At 59.5% G+C, this 17731-nt stretch carries 16 protein-coding genes; 11 read left to right on the top strand and 5 right to left on the bottom strand.

Annotation, left to right across the window (positions count from 1 at the left end):
• Nucleotides 1-174 precede the first annotated feature (174 nt).
• Both AC07VR_RS28900 and AC07VR_RS28905 read left to right on the top strand, forming a co-directional pair.
• On the top strand, nt 175-576 hold the full coding sequence (locus AC07VR_RS28900) for a MerR family transcriptional regulator (protein ID WP_494995745.1): 402 nt from the start codon (nt 175-177) through the stop codon (nt 574-576).
• A 136-nt stretch (nt 577-712) separates the two neighbouring features.
• Entirely contained in the window at nt 713-1612 is a 900-nt protein-coding gene (locus AC07VR_RS28905) for a hydroxymethylglutaryl-CoA lyase (RefSeq protein ID WP_495013300.1), read from the top strand.
• Between the two features lie 671 nt (nt 1613-2283).
• On the opposite strand, the gene AC07VR_RS28910 is transcribed toward AC07VR_RS28905, so the two are convergent.
• Nucleotides 2284-3981 carry an AMP-binding protein gene (locus tag AC07VR_RS28910; RefSeq protein WP_495013301.1) on the bottom strand — a complete coding sequence of 566 codons (1698 nt, stop codon included), beginning with the start codon at nt 3979-3981 and terminating at the stop codon, nt 2284-2286.
• A 329-nt stretch (nt 3982-4310) separates the two neighbouring features.
• Here AC07VR_RS28910 and AC07VR_RS28915 point away from each other — a divergent pair, with 329 nt between their 5' ends.
• Genes AC07VR_RS28915 through AC07VR_RS28930 form a run of 4 tightly spaced genes read left to right on the top strand, consistent with a single transcriptional unit; the run spans nt 4311 to nt 9878 of the window.
• Entirely contained in the window at nt 4311-5474 is a 1164-nt protein-coding gene (locus AC07VR_RS28915) for an isovaleryl-CoA dehydrogenase (protein WP_495013302.1), read from the top strand.
• A gap of 12 nt (nt 5475-5486) precedes the next feature.
• Nucleotides 5487-7094, top strand: a complete 1608-nt coding sequence (locus tag AC07VR_RS28920) for a carboxyl transferase domain-containing protein (protein ID WP_494995641.1) — start codon at nt 5487-5489, stop codon at nt 7092-7094.
• Between the two features lie 16 nt (nt 7095-7110).
• Nucleotides 7111-7926 (top strand): gamma-carboxygeranoyl-CoA hydratase, encoded by an 816-nt coding sequence (locus AC07VR_RS28925; RefSeq protein ID WP_495013303.1) that lies wholly within the window; start codon nt 7111-7113, stop codon nt 7924-7926.
• Nucleotides 7926-9878: an acetyl-CoA carboxylase biotin carboxylase subunit gene (locus tag AC07VR_RS28930; protein ID WP_495013304.1), complete on the top strand. Its 1953-nt coding sequence runs from the start codon at nt 7926-7928 to the stop codon at nt 9876-9878. Before AC07VR_RS28925 ends, AC07VR_RS28930 begins: the two co-directional genes overlap by 1 nt.
• Before the next feature lie 46 nt (nt 9879-9924).
• Here AC07VR_RS28930 and AC07VR_RS28935 read toward each other — a convergent pair whose 3' ends face one another.
• Nucleotides 9925-10593, bottom strand: coding sequence for a LexA family protein (locus tag AC07VR_RS28935; protein WP_495013305.1), 669 nt, complete (start codon nt 10591-10593; stop codon nt 9925-9927).
• 129 nt (nt 10594-10722) lie between these two features.
• Between AC07VR_RS28935 and AC07VR_RS28940 the strand changes: the two genes are divergently transcribed.
• Together AC07VR_RS28940 and AC07VR_RS28945 are read left to right on the top strand one after the other, a co-directional pair.
• Nucleotides 10723-11064: a DUF6124 family protein gene (locus AC07VR_RS28940; RefSeq protein ID WP_495013306.1), complete on the top strand. Its 342-nt coding sequence runs from the start codon at nt 10723-10725 to the stop codon at nt 11062-11064.
• A gap of 535 nt (nt 11065-11599) precedes the next feature.
• Nucleotides 11600-12751, top strand: a complete 1152-nt coding sequence (locus AC07VR_RS28945; protein WP_495013307.1) for a M14 family metallopeptidase — start codon at nt 11600-11602, stop codon at nt 12749-12751.
• Between the two features lie 46 nt (nt 12752-12797).
• Here the strand turns inward: AC07VR_RS28945 and AC07VR_RS28950 are convergent, their stop codons facing one another.
• Complete coding sequence (locus tag AC07VR_RS28950; RefSeq protein ID WP_495013308.1) at nt 12798-13244, bottom strand: winged helix-turn-helix transcriptional regulator; 447 nt, start codon at nt 13242-13244, stop codon at nt 12798-12800.
• A gap of 104 nt (nt 13245-13348) precedes the next feature.
• Between AC07VR_RS28950 and AC07VR_RS28955 the strand changes: the two genes are divergently transcribed.
• The gene (locus AC07VR_RS28955) at nt 13349-14575 is read left to right on the top strand and encodes an MFS transporter (protein WP_495013309.1); all 1227 of its coding nucleotides are present in this window, start codon (nt 13349-13351) and stop codon (nt 14573-14575) included.
• Between the two features lie 54 nt (nt 14576-14629).
• Here the strand turns inward: AC07VR_RS28955 and AC07VR_RS28960 are convergent, their stop codons facing one another.
• Both AC07VR_RS28960 and AC07VR_RS28965 read right to left on the bottom strand, forming a co-directional pair.
• On the bottom strand, nt 14630-15175 hold the full coding sequence (locus AC07VR_RS28960) for a cytochrome b (protein ID WP_494995633.1): 546 nt from the start codon (nt 15173-15175) through the stop codon (nt 14630-14632).
• Complete coding sequence (locus tag AC07VR_RS28965) at nt 15172-16266, bottom strand: catalase family peroxidase (RefSeq protein WP_495013310.1); 1095 nt, start codon at nt 16264-16266, stop codon at nt 15172-15174. The genes AC07VR_RS28960 and AC07VR_RS28965 overlap by 4 nt, the downstream gene beginning before the upstream one ends.
• A 158-nt stretch (nt 16267-16424) precedes the next feature.
• Between AC07VR_RS28965 and AC07VR_RS28970 the strand changes: the two genes are divergently transcribed.
• Nucleotides 16425-16931, top strand: coding sequence for an RNA polymerase sigma factor (locus AC07VR_RS28970; RefSeq protein WP_495013311.1), 507 nt, complete (start codon nt 16425-16427; stop codon nt 16929-16931).
• Nucleotides 16928-17680, top strand: a complete 753-nt coding sequence (locus AC07VR_RS28975) for an anti-sigma factor family protein (RefSeq protein WP_495013312.1) — start codon at nt 16928-16930, stop codon at nt 17678-17680. The genes AC07VR_RS28970 and AC07VR_RS28975 overlap by 4 nt, the downstream gene beginning before the upstream one ends.
• The last annotated feature ends 51 nt before the right edge of the window (nt 17681-17731 follow it).

Consider the following 17731-nt stretch of genomic DNA (forward strand, 5'->3'; position numbering starts at 1 on the left):
GACTGGATCCGACTTGCCCGCGAAGAACAATGACGCGGTCATTCTGTTGCACCGCGTTGCTTTCATCGCGGGCAAGTCGGATCGCCGCACCGCTCGCTCCTACAAGAGACAGGTGCTTGACGTATACGTCAAGCAGCCATTAGCTTAGTGCCAGGACCTTTCTTGAGCGCTTCCATGAGCAGCCAGACTTACAGCATTTCCGACCTCGCCCGCGAGCTCGACATCACCACCCGCGCCATTCGCTTCTATGAGGAGCAAGGTCTGCTCGCCCCCGAGCGGCGTGGCCAGGAACGTATCTACTCGCCCCGCGACAAAGTCAGCCTGAAGTTGATTCTGCGGGGCAAACGCATTGGCTTTTCGCTGGCCGAATGCCGCGAGCTGATCGAACTCTACGACCCCACCAGCGGCAACCAGAAACAGTTGCACAGCATGCTGGCGAAAATCGCCGAACGTCGCGAACAGCTTGAACAGCAAATGCTCGATATCGAACAGATGAAGCTGGAACTGGACACGGCTGAAGAGCGCTGTACCCAGGCGCTGGAACAAACCATCGAGAATCAGAAAGCCATTCAATGATCGTTCCCACGCTCTGCGTGGGAATGCATCCCGTGACGCTCTGCGTCACATCCAACAGCGGACGCGGAGCGTCCAGGGCGGCGTTACCACGCGGAGCGTGGGAACGATCACATTACAAAAAACAGGTGACCTCCTTATGTCTCTCCCAACCCATGTGCGCCTCATCGAAGTTGGCCCTCGCGACGGTCTGCAAAACGAAGCCCAACCCATCAGCGTGGCGGACAAAGTGCAACTGGTCGACGCGCTGACCGCCGCCGGTCTTGGCTATATAGAAGTCGGCAGTTTCGTTTCGCCCAAATGGGTGCCGCAGATGGCCGGTTCCGCCGAGGTCTTCGCACAGATCCAGCGCAAGCCGGGCGTGACCTACGGTGCGCTGGCACCGAACCTGCGCGGTTTCGAAGACGCGCTGGCGGCCGGGGTCAAGGAAGTCGCGGTGTTTGCCGCCGCGTCCGAAGCGTTTTCCCAACGCAATATCAATTGCTCGATCAGCGAAAGCCTGGAGCGTTTTGTACCCATCATGGACGCCGCCAAACAGCACGGCGTCAGTGTGCGCGGTTACGTCTCCTGCGTCTTGGGTTGCCCATATGAAGGTCATGTGGCGCCCGAACAAGTCGCCTACGTGGCCCGCGAGCTTTACGCCATGGGCTGCTATGAGGTTTCTCTGGGTGACACCATCGGCACCGGTACCGCCGGCGCCACGCGCACAATGTTCGACGTCGTTGGCGCACAGGTGCCGCGGGAAAAACTGGCCGGACATTTCCACGACACCTACGGCCAGGCGCTGGCCAATATCTACGCCAGCCTTTTGGAAGGCATCGCGGTGTTCGACAGCTCCATCGCCGGTCTGGGTGGCTGCCCATACGCAAAAGGCGCCAGCGGTAACGTCGCCACCGAAGACGTGCTGTACCTGCTCAACGGGCTGGGGATCACAACCGGGATCGACATGGATCGCCTGATCCTCGCCGGCCAGCAGATTTGCACGGTATTGGGACGCCCTACGGGTTCTCGCGTGGCCAAGGCCCGAAGCGCAGTGTGAGGGGGACGGGTGTGTCTGGGTGTTACCGCCAGCTCTAGCCCGTATCAAAAACGAGTAACACGGAAACAGATGACTGGGTTCTGGCAGATTGGATTTTCTTACAAAACTACCAAGCCATTGATTTTAAAGGACTTTATAAAGTTGGCATGGCTTCTGCTATCTCTATGGCATAACAAGAATAAAAAAATTGCAGCAACCCCAATAAAAACAAGACGTAACGACTCTGGCATAACAAAAACAACACGGCAGAGACGCAGCTAACAGATTTTTTTGGAGAAGGTGTGCTTTTCAGGGTGCTTTTCGAAGTAACCCGCAACCGGGCAGAGAACAATAAAACTACCTTCAGGTAGCTCCCGAACTGGTTGGATCGCTCAGCGAAAAAGCAGATCAGCGCTCAAAAAAATACGTTTGCTCTTGATCCCGGATGGGGATCGACAATAACAGCGGTAAAGGGCCACGGTTGCCAAAAACAACAACAGACCGCCCCTCAATAATAAAAAAAGAGCACGTAACAACAAATTAAAGGGGAGCTTCGGCTCCCCTTTGTGCTTTCTGGCTTCTGACGAAATCACCCCAGTGACCTGCAGGAGCGAGGCTTGCCCGCGATGGGAACACCGCGATCCAACGGCCTCCCCATCATCGTTCAGCGCGGGCAAGCCTTGCTCCTACCGTTACTCGGCGTTGCCTCGCAGCTCCTCGATGCTGATCTCCCTCATCCGAAACTTCTGAATCTTGCCGGTCACGGTCATCGGAAACTCTTCGACGAACTTGAAGTAACGCGGCGTCTTGAAGTGCGCGATGCGTTCCTTGCACCAGGTTTGCAGTTCCTGTTCGCTGGCGCTGTGGCCGGGATGGAGCTTGATCCAGGCCACGATTTCTTCGCCATACCTGGCATCCGGGATGCCGATGATCTGCACATCAGCCACCGCCGGGTGAGTGAAGAAGAACTCTTCCAGCTCACGGGGGTAAACGTTTTCGCCGCCGCGAATGATCATGTCTTTGTTGCGCCCGGCGATGCACACGTAGCCTTGCTCGTTCATGCTCGCCAGATCACCGGTGTGCATCCAGCCGGCCTGATCGATGGCCTCGGCAGTGCCTTGCGGATTGTTCCAGTAACCGAGCATCACACTGTAACCACGGGTGCACAGCTCACCCACCTGACCGCGCGCAACCGTGTTGCCAGCCTCATCGATGATCTTGCTTTCCAGCTGCGGCTGGGTTCGACCGACCGTGGTGACACGTAACTCAAGATCGTCCGCAGGACCTGTCTGCAATGACACCGGACTGGTTTCAGTCATGCCATAGGCGATCTGCACTTCACTCATGTGCATTTCGCTGATGACCCGGCGCATCACCTCGATAGGACAGGTCGCTCCAGCCATGATCCCGGTGCGCAGGCTCGACAGATCGAACTCGGCGCGCCGTGGTTGATCGAGCATGGCGATGAACATGGTGGGCACGCCGTACAACCCCGTGGCCTGCTCTTCAGCGACGGTGGTCAAGGTCAGTAACGGATCGAAGGCATCACCGGGGTAGATCATGGTACTGCCATGGGTCACACACCCCAGGTTGCCCATCACCATACCGAAGCAGTGATACAGCGGCACCGGAATCACCAGACGATCCGCAGCAGTCAGCCCGAGGCTTTCGCCGACCATATAGCCGTTGTTGAGAATGTTGTAGTGACTGAGGGTCGCGCCTTTGGGAAATCCGGTGGTGCCCGAGGTGTACTGGATGTTCACCGCCTGATCGAAATGCAGGCTGTTTTGCCGGGCATGCAATCGTTCGGTCTGCACCCCGGCACCCAACGCAGACAACTGTGACCACGGCAGGAAACCCGATGGCGGCTGCGCATCAAGGCTGATGACGCCGCGCAAGTCCGGCAAGCGTTCGCTCTGCAGCTGGCCGATGGAGTGTTCTGCCATTTCCGGGACCAGGCTCTGCAGCATGGCGTGGTAATCAGAGGTCTTGAAGGACCCGGCACAGATCAGCCATTGGCAGCCGGATTGCTTGAGCACATATTCCAGCTCGGAACTGCGGTAGGCCGGGTTGATATTGACCAGAATCACACCGATCTTCGCGCTGGCGAATTGACTGATACACCACTGGGCGCAATTCGGTGCCCAGATTCCGAGGCGCTCGCCAGCCTGCATACCCAGCGCCAGGAACGCTCTGGCATGCAGATCGACAACCTCGGCCAATTGTTTCCAGCTGTAGCGCAGTTGCTGATGGCGAACCACCAACGCTTCTCCTTCTGGATACCGCGCTACAGTGTTATCGAACGCCTGACCAATGGTCTGCGCCAGTAAGGCTTTGTCCTGCGAGCCACGGGTGTAGCTCTGATTTGGGTAAGAACCTGGTTGATCCATAACGACCCCTATTGTCTTTATTGGCGGGTGTGTAGTGGGAGTCGGGCCTGCCCCAGTGCCATGTAGGAGCGAGCTTGCTCGCGATGGACGTTAACGATAACGCGTGTTTTCTGAATAAACGCGTCGCCCTTGAGTCCATCGCGAGCAAGCTCGCTCCTACACATCCCCTTACTGACCGCCTCGCTCCTACAGAAAGCCTCTCTACTCTCGCTCAAGTTGACGTTAACGTAAAGGGTGATTGACAGCCGCCCATCGCAGGCTTACGTTAACGTAAAGGTGAGAGCTGATCAGGCGCTCTCCACTCCTGACAAAAAGACCAAAGGTGACCCATGAACTACCCGACCCTGAACTTCGCCCTGGGCGAAACCATCGACATGCTGCGCGATCAGGTTCAGTCCTTCGTCGCCAAAGAGATCGCGCCTCGCGCCGCACAAATCGACATCGACAACCTGTTCCCCGCTGACCTGTGGCGCAAGTTCGGTGACATGGGGTTGCTCGGGATCACCGTGCCGGAAGAGTACGGCGGCGCCGGCCTGGGCTACCTGGCCCACGTGGTAGCCATGGAAGAAATCAGCCGCGGCTCGGCCTCGGTCGCCCTCTCCTACGGCGCGCACTCCAACCTGTGCGTCAATCAGATCAACCGTAACGGCAACCATGAACAGAAAACCAAATACCTGCCGAAACTGATCAGCGGCGAACACGTCGGCGCCTTGGCCATGAGTGAGCCGAATGCCGGCTCGGACGTGGTTTCGATGAAATTGCGCGCCGACAAACGCGGCGACCATTTTGTCCTCAACGGCAGCAAGACCTGGATCACCAACGGCCCGGATGCCAACACCTATGTGATCTACGCCAAGACCGACCTGGAAAAAGGCCCCCACGGCATCAGCGCCTTCATCGTCGAGCGTGACTGGAAAGGCTTCAGCCGCAGCAACAAGTTCGACAAACTCGGCATGCGCGGTTCGAACACCTGCGAGCTGTTCTTCGACGACGTCGAAGTCCCGGAAGAGAACCTGCTGGGCGCCCTCAACGGCGGCGTCAAAGTCCTGATGAGTGGCCTCGATTACGAGCGCGTGGTGCTCTCCGGTGGCCCGACCGGGATCATGCAAGCCTGTATGGACCTGGTGGTGCCCTACATCCATGACCGCAAACAGTTCGGCCAGAGCATCGGTGAGTTCCAGCTGATCCAGGGCAAAGTCGCCGACATGTATACCCAACTCAACGCCAGCCGAGCCTATCTCTATGCCGTGGCCCAAGCCTGTGAGCGTGGCGAAACCGCCCGCAAGGACGCCGCCGGGGTGATCCTCTACAGCGCCGAATGCGCGACCCGAATGGCCCTCGACGCGATCCAGATCCTCGGTGGTAACGGCTACATCAACGAATTCCCGGCAGGCCGTCTGCTGCGCGACGCCAAGCTGTATGAAATCGGTGCCGGCACCAGTGAGATCCGTCGCATGCTGATCGGTCGTGAACTGTTCAACGAAACCCGCTAAACGGAGCTGTCCATGGCTATCCTGCATACCCAGCTCAACCCGCGGTCGGCGGAGTTCGCGACCAATAGCGCGGCCATGCTCGAACAGGTCGACGCGCTGCACACCCTGCTCGCCCAGGTCCAGCAAGGCGGCGGCCTCAAGGCGCAGGAGCGCCACACCTCGCGGGGCAAACTGCTGCCGCGCGAGCGAATCAATCGCCTGCTCGATCCGGGTTCAGCGTTTCTGGAAATCAGCCAATTGGCGGCCTATGGGGTGTACGGCGAAGATGTTCCGGCGGCCGGAGTGATTGCCGGGATCGGCCGGGTCGAAGGCGTCGAATGCATGATTGTCGCCAACGACGCCACGGTAAAAGGTGGTTCCTACTACCCGTTGACCGTAAAAAAACACCTGCGCGCGCAAACCATCGCCCAGCAGAACCGCCTGCCGTGCATCTATCTGGTGGACTCCGGCGGCGCCAACCTGCCGCGTCAGGATGAAGTGTTCCCGGACCGCGAGCACTTCGGCCGAATCTTCTTCAACCAGGCCAACATGAGCGCCATGGGCATTCCGCAGATCGCCGTCGTCATGGGCTCCTGCACCGCCGGTGGCGCCTACGTGCCGGCCATGGCCGACGAAGCGATCATGGTCCGCCAGCAGGCCACCATCTTCCTCGCTGGCCCACCGCTGGTGAAAGCGGCCACCGGTGAAGTGGTCAGCGCCGAAGACCTCGGCGGGGCCGATGTGCACTGCAAGATTTCCGGTGTCGCCGACCATTACGCCGACAGCGATGAACACGCGCTGGCACTCGCTCGACGCAGCGTCGCCAACCTCAACTGGCGCAAGCTCGGTGAGCTACAACAGCGCGCACCGATTGCCCCGCTGTTCGCCAGCGATGAGCTGTACGGCGTAGTGCCGGCCGACGCCAAGCAACCGTTCGATGTGCGTGAAGTCATCGCCCGGCTGGTAGACGGCTCGGTGTTCGATGAATTCAAAGCGCTGTTCGGTACCACGCTGGTCTGCGGTTTTGCCCATCTGCACGGCTATCCGATTGCGATTCTCGCCAACAACGGCATCCTCTTCGCCGAAGCCGCGCAGAAAGGTGCGCACTTCATCGAACTGGCCTGTCAGCGCGGCATTCCCCTGCTGTTTCTGCAGAACATCACCGGCTTCATGGTCGGTCAGAAATACGAGGCCGGTGGCATCGCCAAGCACGGCGCAAAACTGGTGACCGCTGTGGCCTGCGCCAAGGTGCCGAAGTTCACCGTGATCATCGGCGGCAGCTTCGGTGCCGGTAACTACGGCATGTGTGGCCGCGCCTACGATCCACGCTTTTTGTGGATGTGGCCCAATGCACGAATTGGCGTGATGGGGGCAGAACAGGCCGCCGGCGTACTGGTGCAGGTCAAGCGTGAACAGGCGGAACGCGGCGGTCATCCCTTCTCCGACGCTCAGGAAGCCGAGATCAAGCAACCGATCCTCGACCAGTACGAACGGCAAGGCCATCCCTACTACTCCAGTGCACGGTTGTGGGACGACGGCGTCATCGACCCGGCGCAGACCCGCGATGTCTTGGCCCTGGCCTTGTCGGCCTCGTTGAATGCCCCTATCGAACCGAGCCGCTTCGGTGTGTTCCGCATGTGACTTGGAGCGAAAAAACATGAACGACTTCAACACCCTCGAACTGCTGACCGACTCCCGTGGTTTCGCCACGTTGTGGCTCAGCCGCGAACAAAAGAACAACGCCTTCAACGCCGAGATGATCCGCGAACTGATCATCGCCCTGGATCAGGTCCAGAGTGACACGAGCCTGCGTTTTCTGCTGGTGCGCGGGCGCGGCAAGCATTTCAGCGCCGGCGCCGATCTGGCCTGGATGCAGCAGTCGGCCGAACTCGACTATCACACCAACCTCGACGACGCCCGCGAGCTCGCAGAGCTGATGTACAACCTGGCCAAGCTGAAGATCCCGACCCTGGCGGTAGTGCAAGGCGCGGCCTTTGGCGGTGCGCTCGGCTTGATCAGTTGCTGCGACATGGCTATCGGTACTGACGATGCGCAGTTCTGTCTCTCGGAAGTGCGCATCGGCCTGGCGCCGGCGGTGATCAGTCCGTTCGTGGTCCAGGCCATCGGCGAGCGCGCGGCGCGGCGCTATGCCCTGACCGCCGAACGTTTCGGTGGGCAACGGGCACGGGAAATAGGCTTGCTTGCCGAAAGCTATCCGGCCGCCGAGCTTGAGCAACAGGTCGAGCTCTGGGTCAACAACCTGCTGCTCAATAGCCCCTGCGCCATGCGCGCCAGCAAAGACTTGCTGCGCGAAGTCGGCCACGGTGCTCTGACCCCGGCACTGCGTCGCTACACCGAAAACGCCATTGCGCGGATCCGCGTCAGCCCCGAAGGTCAGGAAGGCCTGCGCGCCTTCCTGCAAAAACGTCCGCCAAGCTGGCAGCCCGACACGACCACCAAGGAGCCGCGTTGATGAGCGCCCCTCTTCTTACCACCCTGCTGGTGGCCAACCGCGGCGAAATCGCCTGCCGCGTGATGCGCACCGCCAAGGCCCTGGGCCTGACCACCGTTGCGGTGCACAGCGCCACCGACCGCGATGCACGGCACAGTCGCGAAGCCGATATCCGCGTCGACCTGGGCGGCAGCAAAGCCGCTGACAGCTACCTGCAGATCGACAAACTGATCGCCGCTGCCAACGCCAGCGGCGCCCAGGCCATTCACCCCGGTTACGGTTTCCTCTCGGAAAACGCCGGGTTCGCCCGCGCCATCGAAGCCGCGGGTTTGATCTTCCTCGGCCCGCCCGCGTCGGCCATCGACGCCATGGGCAGCAAGTCCGCCGCCAAGGCCCTGATGGAAGCCGCTGGCGTGCCGTTGGTACCCGGTTACCACGGCGAAGCCCAGGATCTGGAAACCTTCCGTGACGCCTGCGAGCGCATCGGCTATCCAGTGCTGCTCAAGGCCACGGCCGGTGGCGGCGGTAAAGGCATGAAAGTGGTCGAGGATGTCAGCCAGCTGGCCGAAGCCCTGGCCTCGGCTCAGCGTGAAGCGCAATCCTCGTTCGGCAATTCGCAGATGCTGGTGGAGAAATACCTGCTCAAGCCTCGCCATGTGGAAATCCAGGTGTTCGCCGATCAGCATGGCAACTGCCTGTACCTCAACGAACGCGACTGCTCGATCCAGCGCCGCCACCAGAAAGTCGTCGAGGAAGCGCCGGCGCCGGGTCTGAGTCCCGAACTGCGCCAGGCCATGGGTGAGTCTGCCGTGCGCGCGGCTCAGGCGATTGGTTATGTCGGCGCGGGCACCGTGGAATTTTTGCTGGATTCGCGCGGCGAGTTCTTCTTCATGGAGATGAACACGCGCTTGCAGGTCGAGCATCCGGTCACCGAAGCCATTACTGGCCTCGACCTGGTGGCCTGGCAGATTCGCGTCGCTCAAGGCGAAGCGCTGCCAATGACTCAGGAACAGGTCCCGTTACGGGGCCACGCCATCGAAGTGCGGTTGTATGCCGAAGATCCGGGCAATGATTTTTTGCCGGCCACTGGCCGTCTTGATCTGTATCGCGAATCGGCAGCAGGCCCGGGACGTCGCGTCGACAGCGGCGTGGAAGAAGGTGACATTGTTTCGCCGTTTTACGACCCGATGCTCGGCAAGCTGATCGCCTGGGGCGAGAACCGTGAGCAGGCGCGTTTAAGGTTACTGAGCATGCTCGATGAGTTCGCCATCGGCGGGCTGAAAACCAACATCAGCTTCCTGCGACGTATCGTCGGCCACCCGGCCTTCGCGGCGGCGGAACTCGATACCGGGTTTATTCCGCGCTATCAGGAACAACTGCTGCCCGCACCGAACGAGCTGAACGATGAGTTCTGGCAAGCCGCGGCTCAAGCCTTTGCTCAAAGCCTGCCGGACACCGTGCGTGAAGATGACCGCAGTTCGCCGTGGGCGATTGCCAGCGGTTTGCGTTTCGGGTTGCCGGCACAAACCACCCTGCATTTGACTTGTGAGGGGCAGGACAAAGCGGTCACCCTGGACATTGCCGGCACTCGCTCTGCCGAGCTTTCGGGCGAGCAGTTACTGATCGAGCGCGACGGCCTGCGTCGCCAACATCGGGCAATACGCCACAGCGATACGCTCTATCTGCACTGGGAAGGCGATCTGCGCAGCATCAAGCCTTACGATCCGATTGTCGAGGTCGAGGCCAGCCACAGCCATCACGCAGGCCTCACAGCACCGATGAACGGCAGTATCGTGCGAGTGCTGGTGGAGGTCGGCCAAACCGTCGAAGCCGGCGCGCAATTGGTGGTACTGGAGGCCATGAAGATGGAACACAGCATTCGCGCACCCCATGCCGGAGTGATCAAAGCGCTGTATTGCCTGGAAGGCGAGATGGTCAGCGAAGGCAGTGCATTGGTGGAATTGGAGGAGTAAGCGCGGTGAAGCGATCGGTCCGACGCGTTGCGCAGGACCGATCAGGCTAGAACTTCATCGTGGCTTGCATCACCACGCCGATGATTCGGCATTCATCGGTGTAGAGGGTTTTCGGATAAGTCGGGTTGAGCGGGACGAGATAACGTTGTCCGCTCTCCTCGATCAACTTGCGAAAGGTCGCTTCAGCGCTGCCCGGCCAGCGAGCAATAACCAGTTTGCCTGGCACCGCTTCAACGGCCGGATCGACCAGAATCAGCATATCTTGCGCAATACTGATGCCGCTCGGGGCGGTCATCGCGTCCCCGACCACTACCAGCCAGAACGCCGCGCCCCGAGCATGATAATCGGACAGCTCGTAGCGCCCGCTGGAATAGCCCGCAGGCTCAGTCTCGCGCGCTTCGCACGCACCTTGCCAATCACTGACCGGATAGCGGAAATACGGGTTGTACTTATCTGCCAGTGAAAGTTCGTAGCCCTCGTGCCCGCCCTCCTCATTATTCGAGACTGAGGGTTCCTTGATTACCAGCGCCACTTCCAGAAACCCCAACCCCAGCTCCTGAAGAACACGGTTCATGTCTTCAATCTTGGGTTGGCGACGTTTGCTCAGCCAGTGGCCGACGCCGCCCTGGGACATTCCGAGGCGCTCTGCGAGTTTCTCTTGAGTGATCTTCAGATCACTCATTTTGGCCTTGACCAATTCGATCCATTTATCCATGGCCGGAACAATACTTTGTGTACTCGGGCTCTCAATACACATATTGTAGTATTTAAATTATCGTCACAAATACACTATGTACTAGTCTTGGATCTACTGACTTGACCCATCATTAGAGCACCCGCAATCATGATCAAACCCAGCAATGACTCGTCGGAAATGGAAACAGACGTCGCCCTCACCTCGTTCAAGGGCAACGCCGCAGCGCAGCGCGCCCTGGACTATTACTTGAAACCAGCTGTTTCAGAATCCGAAGTCGAGGAAAAACTCTTTGATGTCAAACGCGGTATCAGCAGCGAAGAAGCCATGGTCCACGCCTCGGGCCTGTTGCGTTGCGCAGCGGCAACCGCTTATGAATCCGCGGAAAACCTCTGTGGCACACACCGCGATCTGGCGTTCTCTGTGGTGCATATGATTGATTTGGCCAAAGCCATGGTGGACAGATCGCTGGATGGAAACCTCGCCGATTGAATAGCGTAGCCGGCACGGTCAACGAAATGACGACGTGATGGATTCAATGCGCAGGCGTATTGGAGCGGACAGGAAAAAGATTTCCAATAAGGCGAGGGAAAACATTTGACTTGCAAATGATAATGATTATTATTGCATGCAGCTGGTCGCGAGATCAGTCGATAGCCCAAGAGACCTTAGGTCGGACTCCTGGAATATCTCCTCATCAGGCTAATCACGGTTTTTGACCCGGCTTTTTGCCGGGTCTTTTTTTGCCAGTTTTTCTGGCTTGGCTTCAGGCTAATGAAGTCTGGGTACTGCGCTGTTCGAAGGCGGCGATGATATCAAAAGAATATCGCTTTGCAAGAGAGCCTTCCCCCGGCAACGCCGGGAAAATCCGCCAAAAATTAACACTTGAGAACCCACCACACAGTCACTAAGCTGCTGCTGCGTCAAGGACGACGCCCCCCCTTCTTTTTCCCGAAATTGCCCCCTGTTTCCTCCCCCCTTGCGTGTAAAGTAGCCGTCATAAAAATCATACCCAGGTATCCAGACTATGGCCGCGGTTCAAGGCTCATTTCAAATTACTGCCAACTTCGACAGCGGCAATATCCAGGTGCTGGACACCAGCAATCCGCTGCAAGTGCTGCTGGCTATCAAGCCAGACACTCGCAGCCCGCACTTCCAATGGTTCCACTTCAAAGCCAGCGGCCTGCATGTGGGTCAGGAACATTGGTTCCGTCTGAGCAACGCGAGCAAATCGTCCTATAACAAAGCATGGGACGGTTACCAGGCCGTCGCCTCCTACGATCACGTCAACTGGTTTCGTGTGCCGACGATTTTCGAGGGCGACACCTTGCGCTTCAGCCTCGAAGCCAGCGCAACGCATGCCTGGTTCGCGTATTTCGAGCCCTATAGCCGTGGACGCCACGACTGGTTGATCGAGCAGGCGCTGACCAAGGCCGGCACCGAACTGCTTGCTACCGGCAAAAGCGTCGAAGGCCGCGACATTCAGCTGTTGCGCAAGGGCTCCGGTGCCGAAGGTCAACGCAAGGTCTGGATCATCGCTCAACAGCACCCCGGCGAACATATGGCCGAGTGGTTCATGGAAGGCGTGATCGAGCGCCTGCAGTTGCGTGAAGATCGCGCGATGAAAAAACTCCTGGCCAGCGCCGACCTCTATCTGGTGCCCAACATGAACCCGGATGGCGCTTTCCATGGCCATCTGCGGACCAACGCCATGGGCCAGGACCTCAATCGCGCCTGGCAGAGTGCGAGCCAGGAAATCAGCCCTGAAGTGTTCTTCGTTCAGCAGCAAATGGAAAAGTACGGTGTCGACCTGTTCCTCGATATCCACGGCGACGAAGAAATCCCCTATGTCTTTACCGCCGGCTGCGAAGGCAATCCTGGCTACACGCCACGGATCGAGAATCTCGAAAGCCATTTCCGCAGCCACCTGAAACACCTGACCCGCGATTTTCAGACCACCCACGGTTACGCCCGTGACAAACCGGGCAAAGCCAATATGACTCTGGCCTGCAACAGCGTCGGCGAGAAATTCGATTGCCTGTCGTTGACCCTGGAAATGCCGTTCAAGGACAACAATGATGCGCCGAATGCGCTGACCGGTTGGTCGGGCAAGCGTTCGATGGACTTGGGTAAGGATGTATTGAGTACGATTGCGGATATGGTCGAAATATTGCGCTAAGCCTGCTTTTGGACTGCATGCCATCAACAGAGGGCTCGCAGTCCACTCACTCCACCGCCACCCGCCGACAATCCTCAGGCCCCAACAACCGCCCATCTTCAGCGCGCAACTCCAGGCGCCGCACCGGTTGCCCATTCTCTCGGTCGACCATTAGCGAATGCGGCTCCCCCGCCTCATAGAAAAACGCCTCGCCCCACTGCCGCAAACCGATGATCAGGTTGAACAGGCCTTTGCCCTTCTCCGTCAGCACGTACTCCTGATAAGCACTGCCGTCGGATGCCGGTACCACTTCGAAAATCCCGTGGGCCACGAGCGTACGCAAGCGCGCCGAGAGGATGTTCCTGGCCATGCCGAGGCTGCGCTGGAACTCTCCGAAGCGGCGAATGCCATCGAAGGCATCACGAATGATCAGTAACGACCACCAGTCGCCAATGGCGTCCAGTGAGCGGGCGACCGGGCACTCGGCGCCCGCAAGACTTGTGCGTTGGACCATGGTTGAACTCGCAGATCGAAGAACAGGAAAGTGGTTGCAATATAAAACCAGCCTCACTACCGTACAACTGGTTTTATTACGAAACTACTTTCCAGGAGTCAGGCATGGCGCTTGAATCACCGATCCGTCACCCTTCTACGCAGCCACGCCTGAACAGTGGCGTGGTGTTGCTGTTCGCCGTTGCCTGCGGGCTAGCGGTCGGCAATGTCTATTACGCGCAGCCTTTGCTTGATGCCATGGCTCAGGCCTTCGCCATGGACCCGGCAACCATTGGCATCGTCGTGACCCTGACCCAGGTCGGTTACGGGTTGGGCTTGCTGCTGTTGGTACCCCTGGGAGACTTGCTCAACCGCAGGCGTTTGATTGTCGGTCAGACGCTACTGTCGACACTCGCACTGGTAATGATCGCCCTCGCACCGAACAGTCTCTGGCTGCTGATCGGCATGGCGCTGACCGGCCTGTTGGCGGTGGTGACTCAAGTGCTGGTGGCCTATGCGGCGACCCTGGCGCTGCCGACTGAACGTGGCCGGGTGGTGGGCGTAGTCACCAGCGGCATCGTTATCGGCATCCTGCTGGCGCGCACGGTAGCGGGGAGCATGGCCGACCTTGCTGGTTGGCGTTCGGTCTATCTGCTTTCAGCGGGACTGACATTACTGATGGCCCTGTTGCTGTTTCGTGTGCTTCCGGGGAGCGAACACGCGAAGCCAGCCAGTTCCTATGTTCAGTTGATTGGCTCGGTATTTACCCTGTTCAAGGAAGAGAAAATCCTGCGTGATCGAGCGGTCATCGCCATGCTGATTTTCGCTGCGGGCACGGTGCTGTGGACCCCCATGGTCCTGCCCCTGAGCGCACCACCGCTGTCGCTGTCACACACCGAGATCGGCTTGTTCGGCCTCGCCGGTGCCTTTGGCGCGCTCGGCGCAGCACGCGCCGGACATCTGGCAGACCGCGGTCTGGCCCAATGGACCAGCGGCCTGGCACTTTCGCTGATGCTGGTCTCCTGGCTGGCCATCGCCTTCACTCAGTCATCATTGTGGGCACTGTTGCTCGGTGTGATTACGTTCGACCTGGGCTTGCAAGCGGTACATGTCACCAGCCAGAGCATGATCTACAGCGTGCGCCCCGAGGCCCAAAGCCGGTTGGCCGCGGGCTACATGCTGTTCTATTCGATCGGTAGCGCGTTGGGTTCGATCAGCTCAACAGCAATCTATGCCTGGTCAGGCTGGATCGGTGTTTGCCTGCTGGGTGCAGGGATCAACGCCGTGGCCTTGGGGTATTGGCTGTTGACCCTCAAAGGCGGCGTGTTCCAACAATGCGCCGCAGAGACCTGATGCGAGGAACAGCAGACCTACGTAGCAGCTGGCGTAGCCTGCTCGCATCAGGGTTCAGCTGTGATCCTTGCCGAATAACATGCTCTGCAATACCCCATCACGACGCACCCAACCATGGAACAGCGCCGCCGCCAGATGCAGCAGCACGGTCAAGAACAGCAGGTACGCCAGATAACCGTGGGCTTTGCGCAGGAAAGCAAAGGTCTGCGCATTGGCCGGCACTATCGACGGCAGTTGCAGCGAACTGCTAAGCATCACCGGATCACCGGCCGCCGAGATCATCGTCCAGCCTAACAGCGGCAGTATCAGCATCAAGGCGTACAGCAACACATGGGACGCCTTGGCCGCCAGCGCCTGCCATCCTGGCAGGTCAGCCGGCAGCGGTGGTTGCCGGGTCGAGAAGCGCACGGCCAGACGCACGATGACCAGCAGCAGAATCGCCACACCCAAAGGTTTGTGGATATGGATCAGCCATTCGTGACGCTCGGACACCGAGGCCACCATGCCCGCGCCGATAAACAGCATGGCGATGACCATCAGCGCCATCAGCCAGTGCAGCAGCCGCGCCAGGGGAGCGAAATGATTCGGTTGGGCGCTCATCGGTGCGACTCCTGTGTAGCGGCGGGCAATTGGCTGACTTCACTGGTGCGACGCAGATAGGACTTGGCGTACGCCGCAGAGCGGGCGGCCAGCAATGGGTCGTCGGAACCTTCGATGCCACTCGGCAAAATCAGCGGGTCGTAGTTGATGTCGCGGCACTCGCCGTTGCTTTGCGGCTGGGTGCTCTCAAGCACCAGCGTGCCGGCATTCAGTACTTTTCTATCGTTAGGCCAGGCTTTGCTGGCGTCATTGGCGGGATCACCGGGATTGGCCAGGGTGATGTTCAGCTGCCAACGCAACGGTCCGGCGGCCAGTCGCTGGACCAGATCTTTCTCTAGAAAATCACCGCCTTCAGGTGCGCTGGCTCCCGCCGCATCCTGACTCAGCGGTACCACGCCCCAACGCACGGCCTGACGCTGACCGGCAGCATTCACCAGATAAAACGCGTTGATACTGTTGTAGGTTTCGGTGGCATAGCTGGCCGACGGTTTAGCGGTCTTGACCCACTGCAGGAACGGCGCGGTTTCCGGATGCGCGGCAAAGAACGCCGCAGGGCCCGCAGGATTCGGCTTGCCGGTGGCCGGGTCCGGAGAACTGGCCTGTTGCAGTTGATAGAAGGCTTCGGGCGTGCCCACCGGGAACACCGGCATGCTGTTCATACCCGTGCGCCACTGTTGACCATTGGCCTGAGTGAAACGCAGCGCCAGGCTGCGGATCGGTACGCTACTGTCCGGCGCATAAGGATTGCCGCCGGGCAACGCGAACCGCCCCACCACTGGCGTACGCGCCTCGCTGAACACCTGTGCGCTGGAAAATTCACGGGCCTGGCTGCTGCTCTCGAAGTAACCGGCCACGCACACGCCTTTGGCGTGATTGCGCCGGAACCCCGGATGCGCCCCATTGTTTTTTTCCAGCACATCGACCAGCGCGTTTGGCGTCAGACGCTGTGGGTCGAAGGTACCGTGAACATAGGCAAACGCCCCGGCAATCGCCGCGACCACCACGGCAATACCCGCCAGGCGTACGGTCAGGCTCATGGCACTCAGCCCAGGCCTGATTGGCCGCGCAGGCGGCGGTGAGCGATCAACCATGAAAAACTCCAGGGCCGTGGGCCGCAGGTGAGAAGGATCAATCAGACGAAGCCCGGAAAGGTTTATTCCATCGCTCGGTATTTATTTTTACAGGCGTGGAATACCCTTCAATGCCGGGCGTCTTCCTAGTCCCAAGCGTAGTGACTAGCCAGCATTTCATGAACGATCTCGACGAACAGTTACGCGAACTCATCCCAAGGCTTCGGCGGTTTGCCGTGTCGTTGACCCATAACCCGAGCAGCGCTGACGATCTGCTGCAATCGTGCCTTGAGCGGGCGCTGTCGAGTTGGGCCGATAAACGTCCCGAGGGCGATCTGCGTGCCTGGCTGTTCTCGATTCTCTATCGGCAGTTTCTCGACGCCCATCGGCGCTCGCGGCGCTATGCGCGGATGCTGGAATTCTTCACCGGCCACGATGATGCACAGCCCTCGGTCGAACGCACGGTGATCGCCCAGTCGACCCTCCAGGCGTTCGATCAACTGACCGCCGAGCAGCGCGCGCTGCTGCTATGGGTCTCGGTGGAAGGCTTGAGTTACAAGGAAGTCGCCGAGATTCTCGACGTTCCCACCGGCACCGTGATGTCTCGCCTGTCCCGCGCCCGCCAGGCCTTGCGCCAGTTCAGCGACGGCGAAATCACCAGCCCTTCTCTGCGGATACTCAAATGATCAGCATGCCCCCAAGCGTCAGCGACCTGCACGCCTACGTCGACCATCAGCTCAGCGATGCCGATCGGCGCCTGGTCGAGACTTATCTGGCGGCTCAGCCTGAAGTCGCGGCGCAAGTCGAAGCCTGGCAGCAGGATGCACAACAATTGCGCGCGGCATTGAGCGGCGCCTTGCAGCAACCGGCCAACCCGGGGCTCGACCCGGCCGTTATTCGCCAGCGCCTCAAGCGTCAGTCGCGACGCAATCTGACCAGCGCCGCCGTGCTGTTGATCGCCGTCAGTGTGGGTGGGTTGAGCGGCTGGCAAGCACGGGAAATGACCATGGTCGGCGCACCACCGCCGATGACTGACGCCATGCAGGCGTACCGGATGTTTGCCCAGCAAGGCATCCTTCCAGCCGATTTTAAAGTGCAGAGCAACGGTGACATGCAATCCTGGCTAGACCGCTATTTCACCCAGGCCAACCGTATGCCCGACCTGCAGAACGCCGGATTCAAAGCGGTCAGCGGACGCTTGTTAAGCACCGAACAAGGGCCAGCGGCGATGGTGCTATATGAGGATCAGAATGGGCGGAAGGTCAGCTTCTACATTCGCCCACCGGGACCGAAAAACAACCTGCTGCCGCGAGGCAGTCGACGGGACGGCGAGTTGCAGGCCGAGTATTGGTCAGGTGCCGGATACAACTACGCGATGGTCAGCCCGGCGGATTCATCGGTCGCGCAGATGTTGCAGCAGACGATAAGGTTTTAAAGCCGCGATCTTTTGGGGCACCCAATGCTTCATTGACGGACACCAGCCTCC

The organism is Pseudomonas sp. GW821-FHT02H09, from assembly GCF_059421425.1.

Coding starts and splice junctions, on each gene's coding strand:
- AC07VR_RS28900 (WP_494995745.1), top strand. CDS start 175: ATGAGCAGCCAGACTTACAGCATTTCCGACCTCGCCCGCGAGCTCGAC.
- AC07VR_RS28905 (WP_495013300.1), top strand. CDS start 713: ATGTCTCTCCCAACCCATGTGCGCCTCATCGAAGTTGGCCCTCGCGAC.
- AC07VR_RS28910 (WP_495013301.1), bottom strand. CDS start 3,981: ATGGATCAACCAGGTTCTTACCCAAATCAGAGCTACACCCGTGGCTCG.
- AC07VR_RS28915 (WP_495013302.1), top strand. CDS start 4,311: ATGAACTACCCGACCCTGAACTTCGCCCTGGGCGAAACCATCGACATG.
- AC07VR_RS28920 (WP_494995641.1), top strand. CDS start 5,487: ATGGCTATCCTGCATACCCAGCTCAACCCGCGGTCGGCGGAGTTCGCG.
- AC07VR_RS28925 (WP_495013303.1), top strand. CDS start 7,111: ATGAACGACTTCAACACCCTCGAACTGCTGACCGACTCCCGTGGTTTC.
- AC07VR_RS28930 (WP_495013304.1), top strand. CDS start 7,926: ATGAGCGCCCCTCTTCTTACCACCCTGCTGGTGGCCAACCGCGGCGAA.
- AC07VR_RS28935 (WP_495013305.1), bottom strand. CDS start 10,593: ATGGATAAATGGATCGAATTGGTCAAGGCCAAAATGAGTGATCTGAAG.
- AC07VR_RS28940 (WP_495013306.1), top strand. CDS start 10,723: ATGATCAAACCCAGCAATGACTCGTCGGAAATGGAAACAGACGTCGCC.
- AC07VR_RS28945 (WP_495013307.1), top strand. CDS start 11,600: ATGGCCGCGGTTCAAGGCTCATTTCAAATTACTGCCAACTTCGACAGC.
- AC07VR_RS28950 (WP_495013308.1), bottom strand. CDS start 13,244: ATGGTCCAACGCACAAGTCTTGCGGGCGCCGAGTGCCCGGTCGCCCGC.
- AC07VR_RS28955 (WP_495013309.1), top strand. CDS start 13,349: ATGGCGCTTGAATCACCGATCCGTCACCCTTCTACGCAGCCACGCCTG.
- AC07VR_RS28960 (WP_494995633.1), bottom strand. CDS start 15,175: ATGAGCGCCCAACCGAATCATTTCGCTCCCCTGGCGCGGCTGCTGCAC.
- AC07VR_RS28965 (WP_495013310.1), bottom strand. CDS start 16,266: ATGGTTGATCGCTCACCGCCGCCTGCGCGGCCAATCAGGCCTGGGCTG.
- AC07VR_RS28970 (WP_495013311.1), top strand. CDS start 16,425: ATGAACGATCTCGACGAACAGTTACGCGAACTCATCCCAAGGCTTCGG.
- AC07VR_RS28975 (WP_495013312.1), top strand. CDS start 16,928: ATGATCAGCATGCCCCCAAGCGTCAGCGACCTGCACGCCTACGTCGAC.